Below are 24,494 nucleotides of genomic sequence, written 5' to 3'. Positions count from 1 at the left end.
GGAGATAAAGATGTCACAACATAGCTGGGGTGCTTACGCCCAACGTAATACAGATGATCATCCACCAGCGTATACGCCAGGTTATAAAACAAGTGTATTACGTTCGCCAAAAAATGCATTGATCTCAATTAATGAGACTTTAACTGAAGTCACTGCGCCACATTTTTCTTCAAATCTGTTTGGCCCAAAAGATAACGATTTGATTTTGAACTATGCCAAAGATGGTTTGCCAATTGGTGAGCGTGTCATTGTTCATGGCTATGTTCGTGACCAATTTGGTCGTCCTGTAAAAAATGCACTTCTAGAAGTATGGCAGGCCAACGCTTCTGGTCGTTACCGTCATCCAAACGATAAATATATTGGTGCAATGGACCCTAACTTTGGTGGGTGTGGTCGTACCTTAACTGATGAAAACGGTTTTTATATTTTCCGTACCATTAAACCGGGTCCGTACCCATGGCGTAACCGTATTAATGAATGGCGTCCAGCTCATATCCACTTCTCTTTAATTGCTGATGGTTGGGCGCAGCGTCTGATTTCGCAGTTTTATTTTGAAGGCGATACGCTCATTGATACTTGCCCGATTTTAAAAACGATTCCGTCTGAAGATCAACGTCGTGCCTTGATTGCACTAGAAGATAAAAACAACTTTATCGAAGCAGATAGCCGTTGTTACCGTTTTGACATCACTTTACGTGGACGTCGAGCGACTTACTTCGAAAATGATTTGACTTAATCGGGAGCACGAGCATGAACAACTGGAATTTTCAGGAATTAAAAGAAACTCCATCTCAAACAGGTGGTCCTTACGTTCACATTGGCTTATTGCCACAACAGGCTGGTATTGAAGTTTTTGAAAACAACTTTAATAACCAGTTGGTTCAAGACCAGACAAAAGGTGAGCGTATTCGTCTTGAAGGTCAAGTGTTTGACGGATTAGGTTTACCGCTACGTGATGTACTCATTGAGATTTGGCAGGCTGATGCGAACGGTATTTATCCAAGTCAGGCAGATACGCGTGAGCAAAAAGCTGATCCTGCATTTCACGGTTGGGGCCGTACGGGAGCTGACTTTGAAACAGGTGTTTGGAGTTTCAATACGATTAAACCGGGCGCGACAGCAGGCCGTAAAGGTTCAATTCAGGCACCTCATATTGCGTTAGTTATTTTCGCTCGCGGTATTAACTTGGGTCTTCATACACGTGTTTATTTTGAAGATGAAGCTGAAGCAAATGCTAACGATCCAATTCTAAATAGTATTGAATGGGCACCACGTCGTCAAACTCTCATTGCAAAACGTTTTGAAGAAAATGGTGAAGTTGTTTACCGCTTTGATATTCGTATTCAAGGCGATGACGAAACTGTATTTTTTGATATTTAAGAAACACCTAAGGCTACACCTGATTATTCAAGGATGCGTGTAGCCTTTTTAAGGATGAACATATGAACATGAAAACATTAGTAAGCCTAAGTTTGCTTGCACTCCCATTTTTTACTGCACAGGTAAATGCTGAACCTGTTGCTTTAGCTGCTCAGACACAACCTGCCGCTACAGCCGTTAAAACGATTGTTCCGATTACCGCAAAAACTAAAGAACAAGCATTGGCACAAGCTCAAGTCATTGCAAATACAGCAGATGCTGATTTAGCAGAGTTCCGTATCGATTTATTAAGCTTTGCCAGCGATACAAAACAAGTCATTGCCTTAGGTCATGAGCTGAAAAAGATTTTAGGCAATAAGCCAATGATTGCCACTATTCGTACCAAAAACGAAGGGGGCCAGCTTGAAATTAGTGATGCTGATTATGGTAAGACTTATCAGGCTTATTTAAAGAATCCTTTCATGGACTGGTTAGATGTTGAAATGTTCCGTGATCAAAAAGTAGTTTCAGAAATTGTTCAAAAAGCACATCAAAAGAAAGTGCTCGTTGTCATGTCTAATCACGACTTTCAAAAAACACCAAGCCAAGATGAAATAGAAAAACGCTTGTTAAAACAAGATCAAATGGGCGCAGATATTCTCAAAATTGCTGTAATGCCTAAATCTAAACAAGATGTCTTCACTTTAATGAACGCAACTTTAAAAGTAAGCCAGCAAACCACTAAACCATTATTGACGATGTCGATGGGGCAATTAGGTACGATTTCCCGTGTTGCGACTGCCAATATGGGCGGAAGTTATAGCTTTGGCATGATTGGTCAGGCTTCTGCACCGGGTCAAATTGATGTGACTAAGCTCAAACAGATTTTACAAACAGTTCAACCAACAAACCCATAAATCATAAGGATATGATGAAATGAATACATTACGTTTAACTACTCTTGCATTAGGTTTGATGGTTTCAGGCATAGCTGCGGCTCAAACTTATGTGGTTGACCGTTATCAAGACGATAGCAATAAAGGCTCTTTACGCTGGGCAATTGAACAAGCCAATGCAAACCCAAGCGAAGCTAGCGATATCTTGATTCAAGCAGTAGGCAAAGCGCCTTATGCGATTAAATTAAACAGCGCACTTCCTGAAATTAAAGCACCCATCAAAATCATTGGTACTCAGTGGGATAAAACTGGCGAATACATCGCAATTGATGGTTCAAACTATGTTAAAGGCGAAGGTGCAAAAGCTTGTCCAGGTGCAAACCCTGAGCAGTACGGCACCAATGTACGTACTATGACTTTACCGGGGTTGGTATTACGTGACGTCAACAATGTCACTTTAAAAGGTTTAGACATTCATCGTTTCTGTATTGGGGTATTGATTAACCGCTCGAGCAATAACCTGATTCAACACAACCGTATTAGTAATAACTACGGTGGTGCAGGTGTTATGTTGACGGGTGATGATGGTAAAGGTAATCCAACCGCAACTACGACTAATAATAACAAAGTTTTAGACAACATTTTCCAAGACAATGGTGATGGCTTAGAACTGACACGTGGTGCAGCATTTAACTTAATTGCGAATAACCATTTTGTTTCAACCAAAGCAAACCCAGAACCATCACAAGGTATTGAAATTTTGTGGGGTAATGACAATGCTGTAGTTGGTAATAAATTCGAAAACTATTCAGATGGCTTACAGATTAACTGGGGCAAACGTAACTATATCGCCTACAACGAAATGACCAATAACTCGATTGGTTTCAATATGACGGGTGATGGCAACATTCTTGATAGCAATAAAGTACATGGTAACCGTATTAGTGTAGCCATTCGCTCTGAAAAAGATGCAAATGCAAGAATTACATTGACTAAAAACCTGATTTGGGACAATGGTAAAGATATTAAACGTTGTGAAGCGGGTGGTTCATGTGTACCAGATCAGCGTTTAGGGGCAATTGTATTTGGAGTTCCTGCACTTGAGCATGCAGGATTTGTAGGTTCTCGTGGTGGTGGTGTGGTTGTCGACCCATCTAAACAACAAAAAACATGTACTCAGCCAAATCAACAGGACTGTAATGCTCAGCCGAATCAGGGTATTAAAGCGCCTAAGTTAACAGCGAATAAAGGTTCAGTTACAGTAGAAGTTAATGGCTTACCAAATCAACGCTATCAAGTTGAGTTTTTTGGCAACCAAAATGCAGCATCAAAAGAAGCTGAGCAATATTTAGGAACAATAACAGTAGCTACAGATGCCGAAGGTAAAGCAAAAGCCAATTGGAAACCAACAGTCAAAGTTGCCTCAATTACAGCAAATGTGACGGATCGCTTCGGTGCTACATCTGAGCTCGGGTTTGTGCAAGTTAAATAACAAAAAATAAAGCGCCTCAAAACAGGGGCGCATTTCAGAAAAGACAAAAGGGACTTGAAATGCCAAATGTAATGAAATTGAGTGTGCTAACAATTGCTGTATTAGGTAGCCAATTTGCGCTTGCTAATGAGCCTTGGTCACAAGACCGTCAATGGTTGCTAGGCGACTGGAATGGAAAACGTCAGCAATTAGAGCAGCAGGGCTATAAATTTACGGCTTCTATTATGAGCCAAAGTGCCACAAATTTAGATGGTGGTTATAACGACAGCAATACTTTTGAAAATGCCGCACAACTTTCTTTAGGTGCAAACCTAGATTTAGAAAAAATTGCTGGTTGGAAAGATACAACAGCGAGCCTAGTCGTGACTAAACGTGACGGTAATGCATTAACTCTTGAGCGTATTAAAGACCCACGTTCTAGCCAATTGGGCAATGCTCAAGAAATTTATGGTCGCGGGAAAATTTGGCGTTTATCCCAAGCATGGGTAAAGAAGGGCTTGGTTGATAATACTGTACAGGTCAAATTTGGTCGTATGGGAATGTCAGAGGACTTTAATAGTTCTCAATGTGAGTTTCAGAACTTATTGCTTTGCGGTGGGCAGTTAGGAAAATCAATTGGTTCAATTTGGTATAACTCACCAGTCGGTGTTTGGGCGACAAACGTTAAATATCAGTTTGCACCTGAGTGGACTTTAGGTGTTGGTGTGTATGAGGTCAATCCAGACAATATTAAAACCGAATCAAACAGTGATGGTTTTAATCTGGATATGAATAACGTCAAGGGTGCTACCATACCAGTTGAACTTGCATGGAAACCAAAACTTGCTGCTTTTAATGGTTTACCGGGTGAATATAAAGTAGGTGCGCTGTACTCAACCGCAGAAGCAAATGATATTAAAACTGCGGGTAAAGTGCATGACGGAAAACAAAGCTTCTGGATTAATGCACAGCAACAACTTAGCCATGCCGGCCAAGATCCGAAACGCGGTTTATATGTAAGTTTTAATGGCGTTGTAAATGATAAAGCAACGACTTTTGTTCAAAGTACGCAACAGCTTGCTCTTTGGTATAAGGGACCGTTTGATAGCCGTCCAAATGATTCGATTGGCTTTGGTATTGCCAATTATGTAGTCAATGATCGTGCTAAAGATAAACAGATCGCGACAAACGAAAGCCGCGGATACTATAGCTATGATCCGATTGCATCTGACTATATTCCAATTCAAGACGACGAGTTAAATGTCGAGTTGAACTATACCTATCAATGGTCTCCGGCCGTCATGTTACGTCCAAACATTCAATATATCCATCAACCTGCTGGTGTGAAAGAAGTCGATGATGCTTGGGTGGCAGGCCTGAGTGTAAAAGTTAATTTTTAATAATATTGATGGCTGGTTAGACATAGTTTAACTGGCCCAAATGCTTGAACTATTCGGGTTCAGTATATGTGGAGTAGGATCTATGTCTGAGTCAGATTCTAAGTTTCATATCTTATTCAAAATATGGTGTTTTATTTTAGGTTTAGCTTTATTGGCTACTGGTATTTTTTATATCGTGGGCGGTGGAAAGCTAGTATCTCTCGGTGGTTCTTGGTATTTCCTTATCTCAGGACTGTTTATAACCATTTCAGCAATTAGTATTTTCCGGAAAAAAGCGCTGGGTGTCTGGATTTTTGCGGCTGTTTTTGTTGGTACCGTAATTTGGTCACTCATTGATGCTGGATGGGAATTTTGGCCGTTATTCTCGCGCTTAATGTTTCCTGCTGGTCTTTTTGCTGCCTTGTTATTTACCTTACCTTCAATTCGACGCTACCAATTTCAAACTAGCTTGGCATCTTCAGCCTATGCCGTAGGTGGCTTAGTTGTGGTGGGTATGTTGATTGCGCTCTATCAAATGTTTCAACCGCATCCAACAGTAGCAAGCTCAGGTGAAAAGCTACCTTTAGTACCAGTTGACCCTGCAAAAAAACAGGTGAATTGGGAAAATTATGGAAATGATGCGGGTGGTAGTCGCTTTGTTGCTCTCGATCAAATTAACCGAGATAACGTTCATAAACTAAAAGAAGCTTGGCGCTTTAGAACAGGTGATTTTACAACGGGTAGCGGTAATGGTGCCGAAGATCAAATGACGCCACTACAAGTTGGAAATAAAGTCTTTTTATGTACGCCACATAACAACATTTTTGCCATAGATGCTGACTCGGGCAAACAGATCTGGAAAGCTGAGGTAAACTCAAAAGCCGATGCTTGGGAACGTTGCCGTGGTGTTGCATACTTCGATTCAACTAAACCACTGGTGCAACCAACTTTAGCTGGTGCAACTCCAGTCACTACTGTTGCCAACAACACAGCCTGTCCACGTCGTGTATATACCAATACGCCAGATGGCCGTTTAATTGCAGTCAATGCAGATAATGGTCAGCGCTGTGCGGACTTTGGTGTAAATGGAACGGTTGATCTACTCGAAGGCTTAGGCGGTGGGACTAAGGCTCCACGTTTTGAAGTGACTTCTGCACCAACTATTGCCGGAACAACTATTGTGGTGGGTAGCCGTATTGCAGACAACGTGGCAGCAGATATGCCGGGTGGTGTAATACGTGGTTATGACGTGATCACGGGTAAACTTCGCTGGGCATTTGACCCGCGTAATCCAGATCCTAACTATGTTCTTAAACCGGGTGAAACCTATAAACGTAGTTCGGCAAACTCTTGGGCTGCAATGTCATATGATCCACAAATGAATACGGTGTTTTTACCGATGGGTAGTTCATCTGTCGACATTTGGGGTGGTAACCGTAATCCGTTAGATCACAAATACAATACTTCTGTTTTGGCACTTGATGCGACAACGGGTAAAGAAAAGTGGGTATATCAAACTGTTCATAATGACTTATGGGACTTTGACTTACCAATGCAACCAAGTCTAGTCGACTTTCCATTAAAAGATGGTACGACTAAGCCAGCTGTTGTGATTGGAACCAAATCAGGCCAATTCTTTGTTCTTGACCGTGTAACTGGTAAACCGCTAACTAAAGTGATTGAACAACCAGTGAAAGCGGCAAATATTCCGGGTGAGCAATACAGTTTAACTCAACCACGTTCTGTTGAAATGCCTCAAATTGGTAATCAGACTTTAACTGAGTCAGATATGTGGGGTGCAACGCCGTTTGATCAGCTCATGTGTCGTATTAACTTTAAGTCAATGCGTTACGAAGGTTTATTTACTGCACCGGGTACTGATGTTTCATTAAGCTTCCCTGGTTCTTTAGGTGGCATGAACTGGGGTAGTATTGCTTTTGACCCGACACATCGTTACATGTTCGTAAACGATATGCGTCTTGGTTTATGGGTTCAACTCATTAAACAAACACCTGAAGATATTAAGATTCAGGCGAGTGGTGGCGAAAAAGTAAATACAGGTATGGGTGCTGTACCAATGAAAGGTACACCATATAAAGTGAATAAAAACCGCTTTATGTCCGCTTTAAGTATTCCTTGTCAAAAACCACCGTTTGGTACCATGACAGCAATTGACATGAAAACTCGTCAGATTGCATGGCAAGTACCACTTGGTACAGTTGAGGACACTGGACCACTTGGTATTAAGATGGGCTTGAAAGCACCGATTGGTATGCCAACTATTGGTGGGCCAATGGCAACTCAAGGTGGTTTAGTTTTCTTTGCTGCAACTCAAGATTATTACTTGCGTGCTTTTGATTCATCTACAGGTAAAGAGCTGTGGAAGTCACGTATGCCAGTAGGTAGTCAAGGTACACCAATCAGCTATGTTTCACCTAAAACAGGTAAACAATATGTAGTGGTTACCGCGGGTGGTGCACGACAGTCCCCAGACCATGGTGATTATGTGATCGCATATAGTTTAGAGAAATAATGAAAGAGGGCAAAAGGTTAAATTTTCTTTTGCCCTTATTTTTTTAATATCTTTTTTCTATTAGAGTGTTTGCGTAAATTCTGTAATTTTAGTGAGATAGCTTTACCAAATAGTAAAAAAGTGCTTGAAGTTATTGCTAAACTTAAAATATTCCTATAATTGATTCATCCTGAACACTAGATATAGCCGAACTATTAAGCATTTTTTTATAATGTTTTACCTATAAATAAAATTTCAAAATTTATTAAGTTTTGTTTAACTTAAAGTTGTGAATTTTAATTAAAAATAAACATTATTGAGTTTTTAACTCTAAAAAACAGGTTTTTTTTGTTGGAAAAACGAGCGTAAATATATACTTATATTATATTTAAATAATGTATTGCATTAAGATAGAATGGTCGGCGCAGGTTATTACTACCCAGTAATAATTTGTATTTCAGGAATTTAAGCTTTAATTGGCTTAAGGCTCATCTAACGATGGGCCTTTTTTTATGTGCTTTATATTTTAATTTTCTTGATAACTAAAAATAGCCTAAGTAATAGCAAATAATACTATGAAAAATGAGTCTTTAATGACAATTTGCATATGATTTGTTAGATTAATGCCACTTGATAATAATAGGTGATGTAATGAGATTTTTAGTTCTTGCAACTTTATCCGGTTTGGCTTTAATGGGTTGTGCTTCTGTTCAACAAGCACCTAATACACAAGAAACCATTCGTTATGCTTCTAGTCCATGTTTCGGCGCATGCCCAATTTACTCAGTAGAAGTAACACCTACCGGTTTAATTCGTTTTGAAGGTAAGCAATATACAAAAGCAATTGGCGTTAAAGAAATTCAAGGTAGCGTAAAAGATTATCAAAAACTTGCTGATGAATTAAAAACTTATCGCCCGCAAACAGGAACCCAATCTAAAACTGCAGGTTGTCAGCAAACTGCGACCGATATGCCTAGCTATTACATCACCTGGATTCAACCCAATGGTACAGAAACAAAATTAAGCCATTACACAGGTTGTATCTCTCCAGCAAATAATAGATTAAATAAAGTTATGGAAAAATTACCTGAACAATTAGGCATTAAAGATCTAATTTAATGATAAAAGCCCCAAAATCTTGGGGTTTTTTCTTGTTAAGAAGAATTATAAACTTAAAAGTTTTATATTAAGTATTTCTAAAAGAATCAGCGTATAATACAGATTATAAAAACATATATTGTTAAGAGTGCTTATATGTCAAGTATTGTCTATGCCTTTGTGGGTGGTTTATTACTCGGTATCGCAACAGTTGGGTATTTATATATAAATGGTCGTATAGCTGGAATTAGTGGTTTGCTTGCTCAATTCATTAGCCCATCTAGAGATATATTTAAAAGTTCTGCATTCTGGTTCATTGCAGGACTCGTGATTACACCTTTCATATATGGTTATTTCTATCAGCCTGAAATCGAAATTAAAGCCAATTCATTTGTACTTATTCTGGCAGGGATACTTGTTGGTTTTGGTACACGACTTGGATCAGGCTGTACAAGTGGGCATGGCATTTGTGGAATGAGCAGGCTATCAAAACGCTCAATAATAGCGACCGCAGTTTTTATGTTTGCTGGCATGCTGACTGTTTATATCATTCGCCATGTGCTGGGGTAATCTTATGAAAAATATCTTTGCTTTTATATTTGGTGGTTTGTTTTCATTGGGGTTAATGATTTCTGGTATGTCTAATCCTGCAAAGGTTTTAGGGTTTCTAGATATTTTTGGGCAATGGGATATTAGCTTAATGTTTGTGATGCTAGGTGCTATTGCTGTGGCATTTATTCCGTTTCAAAGGGCTATTAAAAAACCAAAAACCATTTTTAATGAACAAATTCAATTACCAACAAATACACAGATTGACCAAAGGTTAATTGTAGGTGCTTTTATTTTCGGTATAGGCTGGGGAATAGCAGGCATATGTCCAGCGCCCGCTTTAACTCTCATTGGATTAGGACATTTTGAAGCGCTTTATTTTATTGTGGCTATGTTAGTAGGAATGTTTATTTACCGAATTTTAAATAAAGGAAATTAAAGCTATGCAACAACCTCTAGTGAAAGATTTTTTTGATGAAAATACCAATACTTTTAGCTATGTTGTTGCAGATTTAGCGACTCGTCAATGCGCAATTATTGATAGTGTGCTTGACTATGATGCCGCGTCGGCCACTACAAAAACGACTAATGCTGATCTGATTGTCGATTATGTCTTGGCGCAAAACTTTAAAGTCCAATGGATTTTAGAAACCCATGTACATGCGGACCATATGACTGCTGCCCAATATTTAAAATCTAAATTGGGCGGTACAATTGCGATTAGTCAAAAAATCTCGGTAGTACAAGAAACATTTTCGGCTATCTATAATTTTAATTTTAAGAAATTTAATGAAAATCAGCCTTTTGATTATTTATTTGAAGATTATGAACATTTCAAAATAGGGGAGATAGATGCCTATAACATTCCTAGACTATAAGCCTGAAGGCCGTGACGAATATATCTGTCAAACAGATATAAAAACTCAAAAACAAAGCAATATCCATTTAAATCGACGAGTTTCCAAAGAATCATTCATAAAAATGCGTCAAGAAAGAGATGCTACTTTGGCAATGCCAAAATTAATTCTGCCTTCAATTCAAATTAATATGAACGGTGGAAATTTTCCGGAACCTGAAGCGAATGGCATCCGCTATTTAAAAATCCCATTTAATTACTTTTAGAAATAGCCTAAGTATACATTCTGATTATTTTATTTAACCAAATAGCCTAAGCAAAAAATAAAATTAATCTTATGGAAATAGCCTAAGTAAGATTTAAAGAACTTGTCTTAAATCCCGCGCAGTCTCTTGCAATAGCGGCAAAATATGTTGAATTAAATATTCTTCAGTTGTTCTCATGGTTGGAGAAACAATGTTTAAGGCAGCAACCACTTTAAAATCTTGTCCATAAATCGGTACGGCGAGCGCATGGACACCTAATTCGTGCTCTTCACGTGAATAACACCAATCTTGTTCTCGGATTTCTTTTAGTAACTCTAAAAATTTATCATTTTCGACATGCGTATATTTAGTTAAACGCTGAAGCGGATATTTTTGGAGCCAGTCCAATTGTTCTTCTTGGCTTAAATGTGCCAATAAAATTTTACCCGCCGAAGTTGCATGAGCAGGTAAGCGATTACCTAAATGCAAACCATATGGATTTACACGGTCAGTTTGTTGGTGGGCAGCACTACGGGCAATCGTAATGGCTTCATAACCATCAAGTACCATCACAGAATAAATGAGAGAGGTTTGGTTAGTTAGAAGATTTAATAAAGGTTGAGACACTTTCGGAAGCTGAGCTGCACCTAAATAAGCTCCTGAAAATTTAAGAACTTTTGGGGTTAAATAGTAATAGTGACCATCTGACTCAAGATAACCTAAATATTCTAGAGTTAATAAATGACGTCTTGCTGCAGCTCGGGTGAGTCCGGTTTTTTCGGCAGCCATAGAAATGTTTAAACGATGTTGATTACTACTAAAGCTATCTAAAATCGCCATGCCTTTACCAATGCCAGCAATGTAATCTTCATGACGAATCGTTTTTTTGTTGTCCTGATTCTGGATTATCCGTTCATCTTTACTCATTACTGGTCCTTGTACGATAGAAGCTTAGTAGATCAATTTGCTTTACTGAAAAAGTTTAATAATTTCATGTCGCAAAAATTGATGCCTTAAATTATCCCTTAAATCTTCGTGCCAAAACATACCCATTTTAATATTGGTCATCTCAAAAGGTAGAGAATGTAACCGAATCTCAGGGCTATAAGATAAATGCTGCAAAATCATACGGGGCATGGTAAGTATTGCATCGACTTGGGCTCCCAAAACTTGTAACGCCGTTGAGTAGTTTTGACAGCGCATAAATACATTTCTTGAAATTTTTTGGTGTTGGTTTAAATAAATATCTTCAAGTAAAGCACCCGTACGGCGTGATGAAACACCAATGTGTCGTCCATTAATATAACTAGCTAAATCGACTTCTTTAAGTTGGCTGCAAATTACAAATTCATCTGTCACCAAATGATCAAAGGTAATTTTTGGAGATAAGTATTGTTCTAGATCAATCACGAAATCGAGCTGCTGTGTCGCCAAGTCCGCCATAATATGTTTTCGATCGAGTTTCATACTCACAAACTGCAAATCTAAATTAAGATTTTGAAAATGTTGAGCCAGTCTTGGAAGAATAATCGGCTCAATTTCATCATGCACGGCGATTTTTAAGTTTTTTAAGCTTGTTGGATCGAACACATGTTTCTGTTGGCTAATATTTTGAATCGTTAAAAGTGCTTGCTTAACAGTTGGATAAATCTGCTCGGCAAAAGGCGTTGCAGACATTTTATTGCCTACACGTATAAATACATCATCTTCAAGTTGCTGCCGTAAGCGCTGCAAAGCATGACTTGCTGCTGACTGCGTAATATTGAGACTACTTGCCGCATTTGAAATACTTTTTTGCTCATAAATCGCGATAAAAAGCGGATATAAATTGATATCAATTCGGTGAAAAAAACTTAAGTCTAGGCCATGTAGGTTATGAATATTATTCATGATGTATTATTTAATAAAATCATTTCATTCATATTAAGTTTCAAGTTATGTTGATGTAAAGACCAGATAATGATGTAAAGGAAAAAGAATGTTTGAACTCTCCAAGAAAGCTCAAGATTTTGCCGAGCGAACAAGAAAATTTATTTTAGAAGAAATAGAACCTGTCGAAGCAAAATTTTGGGAAGAAGTTCATGAGTTAAATCCAGATGGAAACTGGAAAAAATGGCAGTGGCCCGAACTTTTAGAAACTTTGAAATCTAAAGCCAAACAGGCAGGTCTTTGGAATATGTTTTTACCCGATGAAAATCTAGGTGCAGGGTTAACTGTTCAAGAATATGCGCATATTGCTGAATTGACTGGTCGCAGTTTATTGGCACCAACCGTTTTTAACTGTAATGCACCAGATACGGGAAATATGGAAGTGTTATGGCGCTATGGCAGTGAGCAGCAAAAACAGCAATGGTTAAAGCCTTTATTGGACGGAAAAATTCGCTCTGTTTTTTGCATGACTGAACCAGATGTTGCATCAAGTGATGCCACCAATATGCAAGCGACTGCACTTATAGATGGTAATGAAATTGTTTTAAATGGCAAAAAATGGTGGTCGTCTGGTTTAGGTGATCCAAATGCTAAAGTCATTATTTTTATGGCCCATACTCCAGATGAAACTAAAGACCGCCATCATCAACACTCTATGGTTTTAGTACCGATTGATACGGCAGGTGTTGAAATTCAACGTATGTTACCTGTGTTTGGTGACTACGATGCACCGCATGGACACGGTGAGGTTCATTTTAATAATGTTCGAGTGCCTCTTGAAAACTTTATTGGTGGAGCGGGTCAAGGTTTTGAAATTGCACAAGGCAGATTAGGGCCAGGACGTATTCATCATTGCATGCGCTGTATCGGAGCTGCTGAAAAAGCACTAGAGCTTATGATTGATAGAGGTATGTCTAGAACGGCGTTTGGCAAAGAAATTTTAAAACTCGGCGGAAACCTAGAGCGTGTAGCCGATGCGCGAGTCGCCATAGATCAAGCTAGACTTTTAACCTTGTATGCTGCTTATAAAATGGATACTTTAGGAAACATGGCCGCTTTAACAGAAATATCTGCAATTAAAGTAGTCGCTCCAAGCGTATTAGAAAAAGTAGTCGACATGGCAATTCAGCTACATGGCGGTGCGGGCGTTTCAAGAGATACGCCATTAACAGGTTTCTTTGCCCAAGCACGCAGTTTACGTTTAGCTGATGGTCCGGATGAAGTACATAAAGGCATGATTGCCAAATTAGAGTTGGCCAAACGTGGTTATGGTCGTCATAAGAAAGTATAAGTTTAAAGGAAGTGAATATGTCGGTAATTGATGTAGGCGGTGAAGTACGTGAAGGTGAAGAGCTTGATATTGGGGCAGTTGAAAACTGGTTAAAAAACCAAGGTGTTGAGCTAGTTGGTTCAGCAGTGGTTACTCAATATACGGGCGGGGCGTCGAATTGGACTTATCGTTTAAAGTATGAAAATACGGATTTAATTTTACGACGTCCACCAAAAGGAACAAAAGCCAAGTCAGCCCACGATATGGCCCGTGAATATATGGTGCAGAAAAACCTTGCCCCTTATTATCCAGTTCTTCCTAAAATGGTAGCGCTTTGTCAGGATGAAACCGTTATTGGCTGTGATTTTTATGTCATGGAACGCATTGAAGGAATTATTCCTCGTGCAAAATTACCGCCTGAGCTTGGCTTTACTGAGGAAGATGTTCATGAGCTTTGTGTAAACGTTATTGATAAGCTGATCGAGCTACATCAAGTTCCTTATGAGAACACGCCTTTAGCTGAACTAGGCAAAGGTACTGGCTATTGCCGTAGACAAGTTGAAGGTTGGGATAAGCGTTATGAAAAAGTCCGCACAATCAACGTTCCTTCATTTAAATATGTTCGAAAATGGCTAAACGATAATATCCCTCAAGATTCTACAACTTGTATTATTCACAATGATTGGCGTTTTGATAACGTGATTTTAGATCCAAAACATCCAACTGAAGTGATTGGGGTGCTGGATTGGGAAATGGCGACTTTGGGTGATCCTCTAATGGATTTAGGTAGCGCTTTGGCCTATTGGGTTGAGCCCACGGATAATATGATTTTTAGATCGACACGTCGTCAGCCTACTCACTTAAAGGGAATGTTCTCTCGCAAAGAAGTTGTTGACTATTATTTGCAAAAAACTGGTCTGGAGCCTCAAAACTGGACTTTTTATGAAGTCTTCGGTGTATTCCGTTTAGCAGTGATTGCCCAGCAAATCTATTATCGTTATTACCATAAACAAACCCGAAACCCTGCTTTTAAAGATTTCTGGATAGTGATCCATGCACTACATATCAGAGCTTTAAAACTTATCGCCCAGCAAAAACTGCAAGAATCGGAATTTGCTCAGCAATCTCTACAGAAAATACAGGGTATTTTAAGAAGATGACCACAATTTATCTGGTAAGGCATGGACAGGCATCGTTTGGTAAAAGTAACTATGATGAGTTGTCTGAAAATGGTGAAGCTCAAGCGACTTTATTAGGCCAATATTTTAAGAAAATATTGAAAGAACAACCTTATGTAGTTGCAGGAACTATGCAGCGCCATGAACAAACTGCACAGCTTGCACTAAAAGAATGTTTTCCAGATGCGGTAATTCATCATAATAATTTATGGAATGAGTTTAACCATCAACAGGTTTTTGCCCGTTATGAGCCGCGTTTTGAACAGCCTGAACTGTTAAAAGCCGATGTCGCAAAAGAGCATAACCCTCGCGCGTATCTTGCCAAAATCTTTGAAGGTGCGATTGAACGATGGACCGACGGCGATTTTCATCATGAATATGATGAGTCTTGGCCACACTTTAAAGAAAGAGTCGAAACGGCACTACAGCAACTTTGTGATGAGTTGGCAAAAACCAAGCCTCGTTATGCAGTCGTTTTTACCTCGGGTGGCGTGATTTCCGTAGCAATTGGCAAGCTGCTTGAACTGAGCCCTAATCGAACTTTTGCTTTGAATTGGGCAATTACCAATACAAGCCTCACGACTTTACGTTTAGTTGGAAACGAAGCTCAGGTTTTAAGTTTAAATGAACATCATTTTATAAAAGCTGAGCGTCCAGATTTACTGACATGGATTTAAAATAAGGATAAAAGCATGGCGAAGACAATTTTAATTACAGGTGCAAGTTCTGGTTTAGGCGCAGGTATGGCGCATGAATTTGCAGCCAAAGGTTATAACTTAGCGATTTGTGCACGCCGTTTAGACCGATTAGAGACTTTAAAAACCGAACTAGAAAATGAGTACGGTATTAAGGTAATTGCGAAAAGTCTGGACGTTACCAATTACGATCAGGTTTTTGAAGTATTTCGCGCCTTTAAACAAGAATTTGGCTATTTAGACCGAATTATTGTAAATGCGGGGGTAGGCAATGGCCGTCGTATTGGTAAAGGTAATTTTGAAATTAATAGAGCCACGGCCGAAACAAATTTTATCTCTGCTTTAGCACAGTGTGAGGCAGCGATTGAAATTTTTAGAGCGCAAAATGCAGGTCATTTGGTGGTCATGTCGTCTATGAGTGCGATGCGCGGATTACCAAAACATTTATCGACCTATGCGGCGAGTAAAGCTGCAGTTGCTCACTTGGCCGAGGGTATTCGTGCTGAATTACTGGATACTCCAATTAAAGTCTCAACCATTTTCCCGGGTTATATCCGTACCGAAATGAATGAAGGTGCTAAACATTTACCTTTTGAAGTTGACGCCAAAACAGGATGTAAAGCTTTAGTAAAAGCTATCGAAAAACAACCTGTAAAAGCTTATGTGCCACAGTGGCCGTGGTTACCAATGAGTATTGCCATGAAGGTTTTACCATTAAAGTTGGTCAATAAATTAGGATAAAAAAATACCCCCTAAAGTTTAGGGGGTATTTTTTATTTAGAATTTTTTAGTGTAATTGACAAACAAGCGATCTTCACCAAAGTCATTACCGTGTTTTACGTTGTAATCAATACGAATGTATTGCAGGGCAATGCCTTTTAAGAACGGCTGTTGAAATGCATAGTTTAAAATCACATTAGACTCGGTTTCATGGTTTTTCTCGCCATTGGCTGCTTTAAAGTCATGACCGTAAACATATTTCACCATTGCGTTTAAGCCCGGAACGTAATCTTTAAAGTCATAGCCATACATGACATGGTAAGACTTTTCATCTTCTTTGAAAAAGCCTGTGGCATTCCAGTTAATGAAATAAGTTTCTGGTAAGAAGCCATCTGGTAATGGGTAAGCCGACTCTCCAATAATTTGTTGGTAACCCAAACCAAAGGTATGGTTTTTTACTTTGACGGTTTCAAGTAAACCAATGTTCTGTGCATCAATATCAAAGGTATTGCCGTCATCTTTCGCATTAAAGTATTTAAATTTGGAGGTCAGGGCAAAAGTTGGTTGTTTCCACGTATGCTCAAGCCCTACATAGTGTTTATTGTAGAGATCTTCTAAATTACCAAAATAATATTCGCCCTTCAAAGACGGCGTAAATTGATAGCGCAGGTCAATATAATTTAAGCCATCAGATTCTTTGGTAATTCCATTTGCTGTGAACGAAAACTTTTTAAAATCTTCTTCATTTCGTGGCGAGACTTTTTCCACTCGGCCAATTTCGGCATAAAGTTGATCTGAAAGTTGTGATTTAAGATTGGTTCCCCAATACGAGGTGAGTAACTGGCGGCTAGCATCAACAGCCGTTACAGGTAAATCTAGCCAGAGTTCACCGATACTTAAAAGTGTTTTGTCATAACCTAGTTTTAAAGTCGCGCCGTATTTTAGATAATCAGATGCTTGAGATTGCGTTTCTTTATTAAAAGGCAAAACTGTATCTGCGACATGTTTGTCTGAACTCAAACGTACGGCGTATTGAACTGAAGCATCAGCTCCAATGGTGATAGGCTTATCTGCTATGACTAGTGGAGTGCCATGCATTTTCGATTTATAAAATAAAGATGCTGCCTGAGACCAACTGCCGGTATCTTTAAGGGCGTCATTATCAAAATTACGGTTGATATAGGCATTTTTTAAAGTGAATTTCCACTCATCTTCAGTTTGCTGATTTGGATTTGCAGCCCAAGAACTGCTGCACATAAGTATTAAAGTGGCAACAGCTAAAGTGTGTGGTTTAAAACGGTGTAATAATTCCATAATCCATTTCCAAGATATATGCCAGTCCTCGGCATTACGTATTGTGAAATATTGGTGTGGTGTTCCCTAAATTGTTTAAAGGGAACTCCTGTTTTTATAAGTGGCTGTTGCTTCAATTAATGTAATTTTTCAAGCTTCATGCTTTCACTAAAGGATTTACAGCCTTTAAAAAGTAGAGCCAAAGCCAGTACACAGGACAAACCACCCACAATAGATAAAGAAGAACCCACCATTAATGGATTGCCAAAAACCTTATCTGTAATAATTGCGACTAATGTTGTACCAACACCTAGTCCAATTAAGTTACTTACCAAAAGGAATAGGGCAGAAAGGCGTGCTCTAAATTGGTTGGGTGCTAACATTTGCAATGCTGTTGCCGAAATCACAAGTGGGAAAGAGGCAAAGAACATTGCAGGAATGAGCAAAGTTACTGAAAGCCAGAGTTGATCTGTTTGGGTGAAAAATGCAATTGGAATAATCAGGCCAACAATACCAATCACCCCCGTGAACATCGGTGCATCTTGGCGTCCTTTTTTAATAAACCAGTCGTTTAGCCATCCTGCACAAAACACGCCTAATGTATTTGCGACTAACAGAATCGTACCGAGCATATAGCCTGTTTCAGTCGGCGCGAGTTGAAACTTACGAATATAAAATGCAGGTGTCCAGCTAGTTAGGCTATAGAGTGCCATTGCATAAAAGGTAAAACCTAAATAGTGACAAGCAAAAGTTTTTGCATGTTTCTTGATAAACTGAAGGCACTGCGTGAATTTAACTTGGTCAACTTGTCCGCTTTGGTTGAGCTGTTGTCCTTTACGTGCAGGATCTTTAACTGTCAAAATAAATAGCAAACCAATAATAATGCCGGGTAATCCCACCACTAAAAAGGCAATTTGCCATGCTTTGAGTGCACCTAATAAAGGAACTTCAATGAGTGTCACGCCTTTAAGCAGGTTAATCACATAACCGCCAACTAAAAAGGCGATACCTCCACCTAAGAAAGCGCCAATTGAATAGATCCCGACCGCGCGGCCTAGTTTGTCTTTGCTAAACATGTCACTAAACATTGAATAGGCCGCTGGAGATAAAGCTGCTTCACCAACGCCCACAGCCATACGGCTTAGGAATAGTTGAATAAAGTTTTTACTTAAACCGCAAGTTGCTGTTGCTAAGCTCCAGACAATAATCCCGATTGAAATCAGTTTTGGTCGGGAAAAACGGTCGGCAATATAGGCTAATGGTAAGCCCATCACAGCGTAGAATAGTGAAAAGGCAAGGCCATGTAACAAGCTAAATTGAGTATCTGAAAGTTGAAGGTCTGCTTTGATGGGTTCAATCATCAAGGCCAGAATTTGACGGTCAATAAATGAAAATATATAGGCCAACATACAAAGTATGACCACATACCATGCATATGCATTGGTTTTCTTTTGTGTCCTTTCAACAGCGATATTACTTTGGTTCATACACTTAATCCTTATGTATAAAACGCTTTAAAGAAATTGATCTCTAGCTTCTATTCATCCTCAAAATTTTTGATACGTCCCCATTTGAAATGAATAATGAAACGGCTAGAAATGATTGAATTTGGTTTGGTAAGGGGCCTTGAAGAAGGAGTCTTAACACAAACGGAAATAGTAATGCTGACTAGATTATTGAATTATTATTTTCTTTTTATATGTAAAATTCCATTACTTGTTGAGTATGTTTAGATACCTAAAAAGTATGTTAAGTGAGCTATTGGAAGGGTTTAATTTTTATAAATATTTGAATTTAATAAATTTTATTATTGATGGCAGATTTTTTATAGTGAGCAGCTAAGACTAGCTTTAACTGCTCTAGAGCCAAGTTAATTTAGTGTCGATGGAAATAATTAACTTGATGGCATGAGATCAAATAATTTTTTTAACTGATGATTTAGATTATGCAGTTCATCTTCTGAAAAAGCATTGAGGATCCCAGCTAAGGTAACCACACTAATTTGGTTAATCTGTTCAACAAGCTCAACACCTTTGGCTGTTAATTTCACCATCGAAATCCGTTCATCAGTGGTGGAAGAGTAGACTTCCACAATGCCATCTTCTACCAATCGATATACAGCCTTTGTTGCTGTTGTGAGTTTTAAAGTAGAAAGATTGGCAATGTCAGTGATACTGGCTTCCCCAAGCGCATTGGTACTTAAAATAATTTTGCGGCGAGTATTATCAATGCCAAGTTTCTTTATAGATTTTTCAATAAGTTGTGAATATTTACCATTAACTTGGGAAATCCAGAAAAAGGGGAAGTTTTGAATACTCGACGGTTCTTTATTGGGAAGAAATTGTTCTAAATGATCAAGCATAGCTAAGCAATAACTTAGTAAAAAAAGGGTAATTCTATTATAAACAAAATTTTGCATATTTCCTTGAACACACATTAGAAAAATTACTTGACAATTCCATTAAATTTTCTGATATTTTAATTAATGGATAAAAATACATGGAAAAGTGAATGAATATTATTAGCCAAAGTGTGCGCAAAGGAAGTGGCAAGCTCAAGGTGATGGTGAAGGACACAATTGATATTCAAGGTCTAAAAACCATTGCTGGCAGTAAAGCTTTATTAGAAGTTGAACCTGCGCACGATGATGCAGAGGTGGTTAAAAACATCTTAAAAGCTGATTGCGAAATTATTGGCAAGACAAATTTGCACGAATTGGCTTTTGGAATTACGGGCATTAACCATGCTTTTGGTACACCTATCAATCCTAAATATCCTGAACTTATTCCAGGTGGGTCTTCGAGTGGTTCGGCTGCAGCCGTCGCTGCAAAACAAGCTGATTTTACTTTAGGGACAGACACCGGCGGCTCAATTCGTATGCCCGCTGCGTGCTGCGGAGTTTTTGGTTTAAAACCGACTTTTGGTCGGGTAAGTCGCGAAGGCGTATACCCGCCGTCAAGTTCTTTAGATTGCGTTGGTCCTTTTGCAAATTCAGTCGAAATGATTGAAAAAGCCATGCAAATTATTGATCCAACTTTTAAGCCGGCTGAATGCACTCGTACACCAAAACTTGCGCTGCTCAATGTCAAAGCAGATGAGGTTGTTTGGAACTGTATTTATCAAGCACTTCAAAAAGCGAATTTAGAGACCGTTTTAGAAAAAGTTGAACATTTTGAAGCAGCTTATGATGCAGGTATGCAGATTATTAACTATGAAAACTGGCAAGCTTTTGGTGAATTAACCCAAACTGGCTTAATTGGTTCTGATGTAAATAATCGGTTATTAAAAGCAGCACACACCACTTTAGAGCAAGTAAAGCAAGCAGAAGTTGTGAAAGCGCAGCTGACAGAGGAACTCGATGCTTTATTAGAAAAATATGATGCATTGGTTCTGCCGACACTTCCACAAATTCCACCAAAAGTTTCTGAAGCTGAAAATACGGTCGCTTTTTTGAACCTAACCGGTTTAGTTCGACCATTTAATTTATCAGGACATCCAGCTATTTCAGTGCCACTTGAAACCAGTGAAGGTTTGCCTGTGGGCTTACAGATCGTATCAAAGCATCAAAAAGATGAGCAATTATGTGCAATAGCTAAATTTTGTGTTGATGCAATGCAATAAATTACAAGGAGTTAGATGATGAATAAGTTGTCTAAAATGGAGTTTGCTTCTCAAGACAAAGCAGTTGATTTAGATGCTTTGTGCCAAGAAATTCGTGAGCGTGCCTGTGCAGGTGAGTTTGATAATCAGGCCTATGTGAGCCAAGACATTATCGAAAAACTTAAAAAAATTGGTGTTTACCGTGCCTTAGTGCCTAAACGTTTTGGTGGTGAAGAATGGTCACCGCGGCAGTTTTGTGAGTTGATCGAAACTTTATCTAAAGCTGATGGTTCAGTGGGTTGGGTGGCAAGTTTCGGTATGAGCCCTGCATATTTAGGAAGTTTGCCCGAAGAAACGCTGAAAGAGTTATACCAAAACGGGCCAGATGTCGTATTTGCTGGAGGTATTTTCCCACCTCAGCCTGCCGAAATTACTGATGAAGGTGTGGTGGTGCGCGGACGTTGGAAATTTTCAAGCGGCTGTATGGGCGCTGACATTGTTGGCGTGGGGATTTCACCCCTTAAAAATAATGAAATGCAAGGTTTACCACGCATGGCAGTGATGCCTGCCAACAAAGCTAAAATCGAAATGACGTGGGACACTGTTGGCCTAAAAGGTACCGGAAGCCATGATTTAGTGGTTGAAGATGTATTGGTCGAAAAGAAATGGACCTTTGTACGTGGCGAACCTTCAAAACTCAGCGAGCCATTTTTTAAATATCCATCACTGTCTTTAGCGACTCAAGTATTAACCGTGGTGGGTATTGGGGTTGCAGCTGCCGCATTAGAAGAATTTGAAAAATTAGCACCGGGTAAAGCATCTATTACGGGTGGGGCAGAAATTGCAAACCGCCCAGTGACTCAATATGAGTTTGCTCAAGCTGATGCAGAGTTTCAGGCGGCAAAGTCTTGGTTTTATCAAACCATGGATATTGTGTGGAATGAAATTATTGCTGGTCGTGAAGCAACTGCTGAACAAATTAGCGATATGCGTTTGGCATGTACCCATGCAGCGCGAGTTTGCGCCAAAGTCACCCGAAAAATGCAAATGCTTGCGGGTATGACCGCGATTTATACCAACAATCCATTTAGCCGTTTTGTAAATGATACCAACGTGGTGACCCAGCATGCCTTTATGGGTGATGCAACTTTACAAAATGCAGGCTTAGTCAGTTTCGGGTTAAAGCCAACCCCAGGTTATCTATAAGTTTAAATTTTGAAAAAGGAATATTGAGATGGAAGCTAAAAAACCATTACGCGTGTTGTTTTGCATGGGTATTAACCAGAACTTTTTTGATGCAGAACCTGCTGAAGCAAAAGCGGTTTGGGCAGCATTTGGTGAAATGTGGAATGGCATTCATGACCTACCTGGTGTGCATGTTTTTGGGAATCTTGATGATGACCAAAGCATGGTGGGTGCAAGTACGGGCTGGCCTTGGACCACTTATTTGCTTGCAGATGTTCCGGATATTGAGACAGTACATGCAGCTTGTAACTTATTTAGAACGACCGTGGTGGGTGAAGGGCCATACAAACTTTGGAAATATTGCAAAGTTGAAGCTCGTGTTGGGCGTGAATTGATTATTCAACGTTAAGGCGACCGCAATGACTGACAAAGTGAATATTGCAGAAATTATAGAACGGCTAGAACAGTTGGAAGCACACAATGCCATTCGTAACTGCATAAACCGTTATATGGAAATCTGCGACGAGCTCAATGCAAATACAGATCTTTATGAGTTGATGAATCTTTTTGATCAGGACTGTATTTGGGAAGGTATTGGTGAGAAATATTCCAAATCTTTTGGTCGTTATGATTCTTGGCAGTCGATTTACGACATGTTCAAACGCTATACACAAAAAGAATCTCACTTTGTCATGAATGCACACTTTGTAAATTCAGAACAAATTTATGTAAATCAAAATGATGCAAATGCTTCATGGCTGATGTTGCAAACTTCAACTTTTCAAGATGGCCGTAGTCATCTGAATGCGGCAAAGCTCAAGGTGAAGTTTCAGAAGCAAGCAGATGGAAAATGGAAAATTAAACATTTCCAAACACAGAATATTTTCAGTCGTCCGGTATCGCATTGGCACAGTGAAGCCGAGTTGCCGGTACCTTCCCAGGAATGACCCAGGACATATTTAAAAGGACTATTGATATGAACAGTATTATCCCAACGCATAACATTGGCATTGATTATGATGCTTTAGTTAAAAGTGACCGTGCCCATACTTCTCTTTATAAAGATGAACGCATTTTTGATGAAGAAATGGAAAAAATCTTTTATAGCACTTGGGTGTGGGTTGCGCATGCTAGCGAAATTCCAGAAGGCGGAAGCTATAAAACCATTAATATCGGTAAACAGCCTGTTGTAGTGGTGCGTGACCGTAAAAAGAAAGTCCATGTACTTTTAAACCGTTGCCGTCACCGTGCAGCAACCGTATGTGAACATAAAAAAGGAAAAACCAACAGTTTTGTATGCCCATATCACGGTTGGAGTTATGCACTTGATGGCAGTTTACGTGGCGTGCCATCTCCGGAAAGTTACGGCGATTGTTTAGATAAGTCAGAATTACCGCTGGTGAGTCTACGGGTAGAAGAATATAACGGCATGATCTTCGCTTCATTTAAAGAAGACATTCAACCGCTTGAAGAGTTCCTTGGGCCTGCGAAAAAATGGATTGACCTGTTTATGAAACAAGGTGCGGGTTATCCAATTAAAGTGTTGGGTGAACACCGCTTCCGTTTCCCGGGTAACTGGAAAATCCAGCTTGAAAATACCACCGATGCATATCACTTCCCGTTGGTACACAAGTCATTCTTAAGTTCTGTCGACGAAAAAACCGAAGAACTCTTTAACTTCGAAAACCAGCCGGGCTTTGTTGAAGACTTAGGAAACGGTCACAGTGTCATGGTGATGATTCCTGAACTGGTCGATTTAGAAGAAGACTTAATGGAGCGACCAATTCAAGAGCGTTTCGAAGACTTGGCTCAAGCTTTGCGTGACGAAGGGCATGAAGAGTTAGAAGTACGCCGTATTGTTCGAGCAGTTGGTGGTTCTGGCTTTAACTTAAATTTATTTCCGAATATTGCATGTTCAATGGCGTTCTTCCGTGTGTTACAGCCAATTTCAGTTGCTGAAACAGAAATTCATCACTCGGTGATTACGATGGACGGTGGTCCGCAAATTGCCAATCAATATCGCTTACGTTTGCATGAACATTTCCAAGGCCCATTTGGTTTTGGTACGCCAGATGACTCCGAGGCTTGGGAACGTGTACAACATGGTGCCAATGCCGGTAATGACTTATGGATCATGCTCAACCGCGGTTTACCGGGTGAAGTTAAAACTGAAGATGGCTTAAAAAGTGATGTCAGTGCTGAAACAGGTATGCGTGCAGCATATCAGCAGTGGAAAAAGATGATGACAGCTTAAGGAGA

23 protein-coding genes and 1 pseudogene are annotated in these 24,494 nt (G+C 39.4%); 19 read left to right on the top strand and 5 right to left on the bottom strand.

Annotated features, from left to right (window positions below; translation table 11 throughout):
- The first annotated feature begins 10 nt into the window (after positions 1-10).
- From pcaH to RFX69_RS18935, 10 genes and pseudogenes are all read left to right on the top strand, one after another.
- Positions 11-736 (top strand): protocatechuate 3,4-dioxygenase subunit beta, encoded by a 726-nt coding sequence (gene pcaH, locus RFX69_RS18980; protein ID WP_017816140.1) that lies wholly within the window; start codon positions 11-13, stop codon positions 734-736.
- 14 nt (positions 737-750) lie between these two features.
- A complete protein-coding gene (gene pcaG, locus RFX69_RS18975; RefSeq protein WP_272239312.1) occupies positions 751-1,380 on the top strand; it encodes a protocatechuate 3,4-dioxygenase subunit alpha in 630 nt (209 codons plus the stop codon).
- A gap of 68 nt (positions 1,381-1,448) precedes the next feature.
- On the top strand, positions 1,449-2,276 hold the full coding sequence (gene aroD, locus RFX69_RS18970; RefSeq protein ID WP_289332603.1) for a type I 3-dehydroquinate dehydratase: 828 nt from the start codon (positions 1,449-1,451) through the stop codon (positions 2,274-2,276).
- 19 nt (positions 2,277-2,295) lie between these two features.
- A complete protein-coding gene (locus RFX69_RS18965; RefSeq protein ID WP_289332589.1) occupies positions 2,296-3,747 on the top strand; it encodes a right-handed parallel beta-helix repeat-containing protein in 1,452 nt (483 codons plus the stop codon).
- 59 nt (positions 3,748-3,806) lie between these two features.
- Positions 3,807-5,126, top strand: a complete 1,320-nt coding sequence (locus RFX69_RS18960; protein ID WP_289332590.1) for a carbohydrate porin — start codon at positions 3,807-3,809, stop codon at positions 5,124-5,126.
- A gap of 82 nt (positions 5,127-5,208) precedes the next feature.
- Positions 5,209-7,638 carry a glucose/quinate/shikimate family membrane-bound PQQ-dependent dehydrogenase gene (locus RFX69_RS18955; RefSeq protein ID WP_289332591.1) on the top strand — a complete coding sequence of 810 codons (2,430 nt, stop codon included), beginning with the start codon at positions 5,209-5,211 and terminating at the stop codon, positions 7,636-7,638.
- Between the two features lie 630 nt (positions 7,639-8,268).
- Positions 8,269-8,736: a DUF6438 domain-containing protein gene (locus tag RFX69_RS18950; protein WP_001211835.1), complete on the top strand. Its 468-nt coding sequence runs from the start codon at positions 8,269-8,271 to the stop codon at positions 8,734-8,736.
- A gap of 135 nt (positions 8,737-8,871) precedes the next feature.
- Entirely contained in the window at positions 8,872-9,285 is a 414-nt protein-coding gene (locus tag RFX69_RS18945; protein ID WP_000095335.1) for a YeeE/YedE family protein, read from the top strand.
- A gap of 4 nt (positions 9,286-9,289) precedes the next feature.
- Positions 9,290-9,703, top strand: a complete 414-nt coding sequence (locus RFX69_RS18940) for a DUF6691 family protein (RefSeq protein WP_000789128.1) — start codon at positions 9,290-9,292, stop codon at positions 9,701-9,703.
- 4 nt (positions 9,704-9,707) lie between these two features.
- Positions 9,708-10,386: pseudogene (locus RFX69_RS18935) on the top strand (MBL fold metallo-hydrolase).
- 93 nt (positions 10,387-10,479) lie between these two features.
- On the opposite strand, the gene pcaU reads toward RFX69_RS18935, so the two are convergent.
- On the bottom strand, positions 10,480-11,292 hold the full coding sequence (gene pcaU / locus RFX69_RS18930) for an IclR family transcriptional regulator PcaU (RefSeq protein ID WP_000030961.1): 813 nt from the start codon (positions 11,290-11,292) through the stop codon (positions 10,480-10,482).
- A 42-nt stretch (positions 11,293-11,334) separates the two neighbouring features.
- On the bottom strand, positions 11,335-12,255 hold the full coding sequence (locus tag RFX69_RS18925) for a LysR family transcriptional regulator (RefSeq protein ID WP_065725904.1): 921 nt from the start codon (positions 12,253-12,255) through the stop codon (positions 11,335-11,337).
- 88 nt (positions 12,256-12,343) lie between these two features.
- On the opposite strand from RFX69_RS18925, the gene RFX69_RS18920 reads away from it, so the two are divergent.
- Genes RFX69_RS18920 through RFX69_RS18905 form a run of 4 tightly spaced genes read left to right on the top strand, consistent with a single transcriptional unit; the run spans position 12,344 to position 16,178 of the window.
- On the top strand, positions 12,344-13,585 hold the full coding sequence (locus RFX69_RS18920; RefSeq protein ID WP_289332592.1) for an acyl-CoA dehydrogenase family protein: 1,242 nt from the start codon (positions 12,344-12,346) through the stop codon (positions 13,583-13,585).
- Between the two features lie 17 nt (positions 13,586-13,602).
- Entirely contained in the window at positions 13,603-14,724 is a 1,122-nt protein-coding gene (locus tag RFX69_RS18915) for a phosphotransferase family protein (protein WP_289332593.1), read from the top strand.
- On the top strand, positions 14,721-15,419 hold the full coding sequence (locus tag RFX69_RS18910) for a histidine phosphatase family protein (protein WP_000208313.1): 699 nt from the start codon (positions 14,721-14,723) through the stop codon (positions 15,417-15,419). Before RFX69_RS18915 ends, RFX69_RS18910 begins: the two co-directional genes overlap by 4 nt.
- 15 nt (positions 15,420-15,434) lie before the next feature.
- Positions 15,435-16,178, top strand: a complete 744-nt coding sequence (locus RFX69_RS18905) for an SDR family oxidoreductase (RefSeq protein WP_001140450.1) — start codon at positions 15,435-15,437, stop codon at positions 16,176-16,178.
- A gap of 36 nt (positions 16,179-16,214) precedes the next feature.
- On the opposite strand, the gene RFX69_RS18900 is transcribed toward RFX69_RS18905, so the two are convergent.
- The 3 genes from RFX69_RS18900 to RFX69_RS18890 form a co-directional block, all read right to left on the bottom strand.
- Positions 16,215-17,471: an OprD family outer membrane porin gene (locus RFX69_RS18900; protein ID WP_289332594.1), complete on the bottom strand. Its 1,257-nt coding sequence runs from the start codon at positions 17,469-17,471 to the stop codon at positions 16,215-16,217.
- 116 nt (positions 17,472-17,587) lie between these two features.
- Positions 17,588-18,937 carry an MFS transporter gene (locus RFX69_RS18895; protein WP_001076618.1) on the bottom strand — a complete coding sequence of 450 codons (1,350 nt, stop codon included), beginning with the start codon at positions 18,935-18,937 and terminating at the stop codon, positions 17,588-17,590.
- 407 nt (positions 18,938-19,344) lie between these two features.
- Positions 19,345-19,812, bottom strand: a complete 468-nt coding sequence (locus RFX69_RS18890; RefSeq protein WP_002036546.1) for a MarR family winged helix-turn-helix transcriptional regulator — start codon at positions 19,810-19,812, stop codon at positions 19,345-19,347.
- A gap of 149 nt (positions 19,813-19,961) precedes the next feature.
- Here RFX69_RS18890 and RFX69_RS18885 point away from each other — a divergent pair, with 149 nt between their 5' ends.
- Genes RFX69_RS18885 through RFX69_RS18865 form a run of 5 tightly spaced genes read left to right on the top strand, consistent with a single transcriptional unit; the run spans position 19,962 to position 24,489 of the window.
- A complete protein-coding gene (locus RFX69_RS18885; RefSeq protein ID WP_289332595.1) occupies positions 19,962-21,071 on the top strand; it encodes an amidase in 1,110 nt (369 codons plus the stop codon).
- 36 nt (positions 21,072-21,107) lie between these two features.
- Positions 21,108-22,256 (top strand): acyl-CoA dehydrogenase family protein, encoded by a 1,149-nt coding sequence (locus RFX69_RS18880; RefSeq protein ID WP_086222375.1) that lies wholly within the window; start codon positions 21,108-21,110, stop codon positions 22,254-22,256.
- A 28-nt stretch (positions 22,257-22,284) separates the two neighbouring features.
- On the top strand, positions 22,285-22,644 hold the full coding sequence (locus RFX69_RS18875) for a hypothetical protein (RefSeq protein ID WP_000387550.1): 360 nt from the start codon (positions 22,285-22,287) through the stop codon (positions 22,642-22,644).
- A 10-nt stretch (positions 22,645-22,654) separates the two neighbouring features.
- Entirely contained in the window at positions 22,655-23,182 is a 528-nt protein-coding gene (locus tag RFX69_RS18870) for a nuclear transport factor 2 family protein (protein WP_289332596.1), read from the top strand.
- A 29-nt stretch (positions 23,183-23,211) separates the two neighbouring features.
- A complete protein-coding gene (locus RFX69_RS18865) occupies positions 23,212-24,489 on the top strand; it encodes a Rieske 2Fe-2S domain-containing protein (RefSeq protein WP_001084470.1) in 1,278 nt (425 codons plus the stop codon).
- Positions 24,490-24,494 lie beyond the last annotated feature (5 nt).

The sequence above is a fragment of the Acinetobacter sp. 148 genome, from assembly GCF_031196675.1.
Lineage (GTDB): Bacteria > Pseudomonadota > Gammaproteobacteria > Pseudomonadales > Moraxellaceae > Acinetobacter > Acinetobacter baumannii.
Note: the sequence above shows the minus strand (reverse complement) of the source record. Positions and strands in the feature narration are given on the sequence as shown.

Coding starts and splice junctions, on each gene's coding strand:
- RFX69_RS18925 (WP_065725904.1), bottom strand. CDS start 12,255: ATGAATAATATTCATAACCTACATGGCCTAGACTTAAGTTTTTTTCAC.
- RFX69_RS18905 (WP_001140450.1), top strand. CDS start 15,435: ATGGCGAAGACAATTTTAATTACAGGTGCAAGTTCTGGTTTAGGCGCA.
- RFX69_RS18900 (WP_289332594.1), bottom strand. CDS start 17,471: ATGGAATTATTACACCGTTTTAAACCACACACTTTAGCTGTTGCCACT.
- pcaU (WP_000030961.1), bottom strand. CDS start 11,292: ATGAGTAAAGATGAACGGATAATCCAGAATCAGGACAACAAAAAAACG.
- RFX69_RS18920 (WP_289332592.1), top strand. CDS start 12,344: ATGTTTGAACTCTCCAAGAAAGCTCAAGATTTTGCCGAGCGAACAAGA.
- pcaG (WP_272239312.1), top strand. CDS start 751: ATGAACAACTGGAATTTTCAGGAATTAAAAGAAACTCCATCTCAAACA.
- RFX69_RS18955 (WP_289332591.1), top strand. CDS start 5,209: ATGTCTGAGTCAGATTCTAAGTTTCATATCTTATTCAAAATATGGTGT.
- RFX69_RS18875 (WP_000387550.1), top strand. CDS start 22,285: ATGGAAGCTAAAAAACCATTACGCGTGTTGTTTTGCATGGGTATTAAC.
- RFX69_RS18870 (WP_289332596.1), top strand. CDS start 22,655: ATGACTGACAAAGTGAATATTGCAGAAATTATAGAACGGCTAGAACAG.
- RFX69_RS18945 (WP_000095335.1), top strand. CDS start 8,872: ATGTCAAGTATTGTCTATGCCTTTGTGGGTGGTTTATTACTCGGTATC.
- pcaH (WP_017816140.1), top strand. CDS start 11: ATGTCACAACATAGCTGGGGTGCTTACGCCCAACGTAATACAGATGAT.
- RFX69_RS18910 (WP_000208313.1), top strand. CDS start 14,721: ATGACCACAATTTATCTGGTAAGGCATGGACAGGCATCGTTTGGTAAA.
- aroD (WP_289332603.1), top strand. CDS start 1,449: ATGAAAACATTAGTAAGCCTAAGTTTGCTTGCACTCCCATTTTTTACT.
- RFX69_RS18960 (WP_289332590.1), top strand. CDS start 3,807: ATGCCAAATGTAATGAAATTGAGTGTGCTAACAATTGCTGTATTAGGT.
- RFX69_RS18965 (WP_289332589.1), top strand. CDS start 2,296: ATGAATACATTACGTTTAACTACTCTTGCATTAGGTTTGATGGTTTCA.
- RFX69_RS18940 (WP_000789128.1), top strand. CDS start 9,290: ATGAAAAATATCTTTGCTTTTATATTTGGTGGTTTGTTTTCATTGGGG.
- RFX69_RS18880 (WP_086222375.1), top strand. CDS start 21,108: ATGGAGTTTGCTTCTCAAGACAAAGCAGTTGATTTAGATGCTTTGTGC.
- RFX69_RS18915 (WP_289332593.1), top strand. CDS start 13,603: ATGTCGGTAATTGATGTAGGCGGTGAAGTACGTGAAGGTGAAGAGCTT.
- RFX69_RS18890 (WP_002036546.1), bottom strand. CDS start 19,812: ATGCTTGATCATTTAGAACAATTTCTTCCCAATAAAGAACCGTCGAGT.
- RFX69_RS18950 (WP_001211835.1), top strand. CDS start 8,269: ATGAGATTTTTAGTTCTTGCAACTTTATCCGGTTTGGCTTTAATGGGT.
- RFX69_RS18865 (WP_001084470.1), top strand. CDS start 23,212: ATGAACAGTATTATCCCAACGCATAACATTGGCATTGATTATGATGCT.
- RFX69_RS18885 (WP_289332595.1), top strand. CDS start 19,962: ATGAATATTATTAGCCAAAGTGTGCGCAAAGGAAGTGGCAAGCTCAAG.
- RFX69_RS18895 (WP_001076618.1), bottom strand. CDS start 18,937: ATGAACCAAAGTAATATCGCTGTTGAAAGGACACAAAAGAAAACCAAT.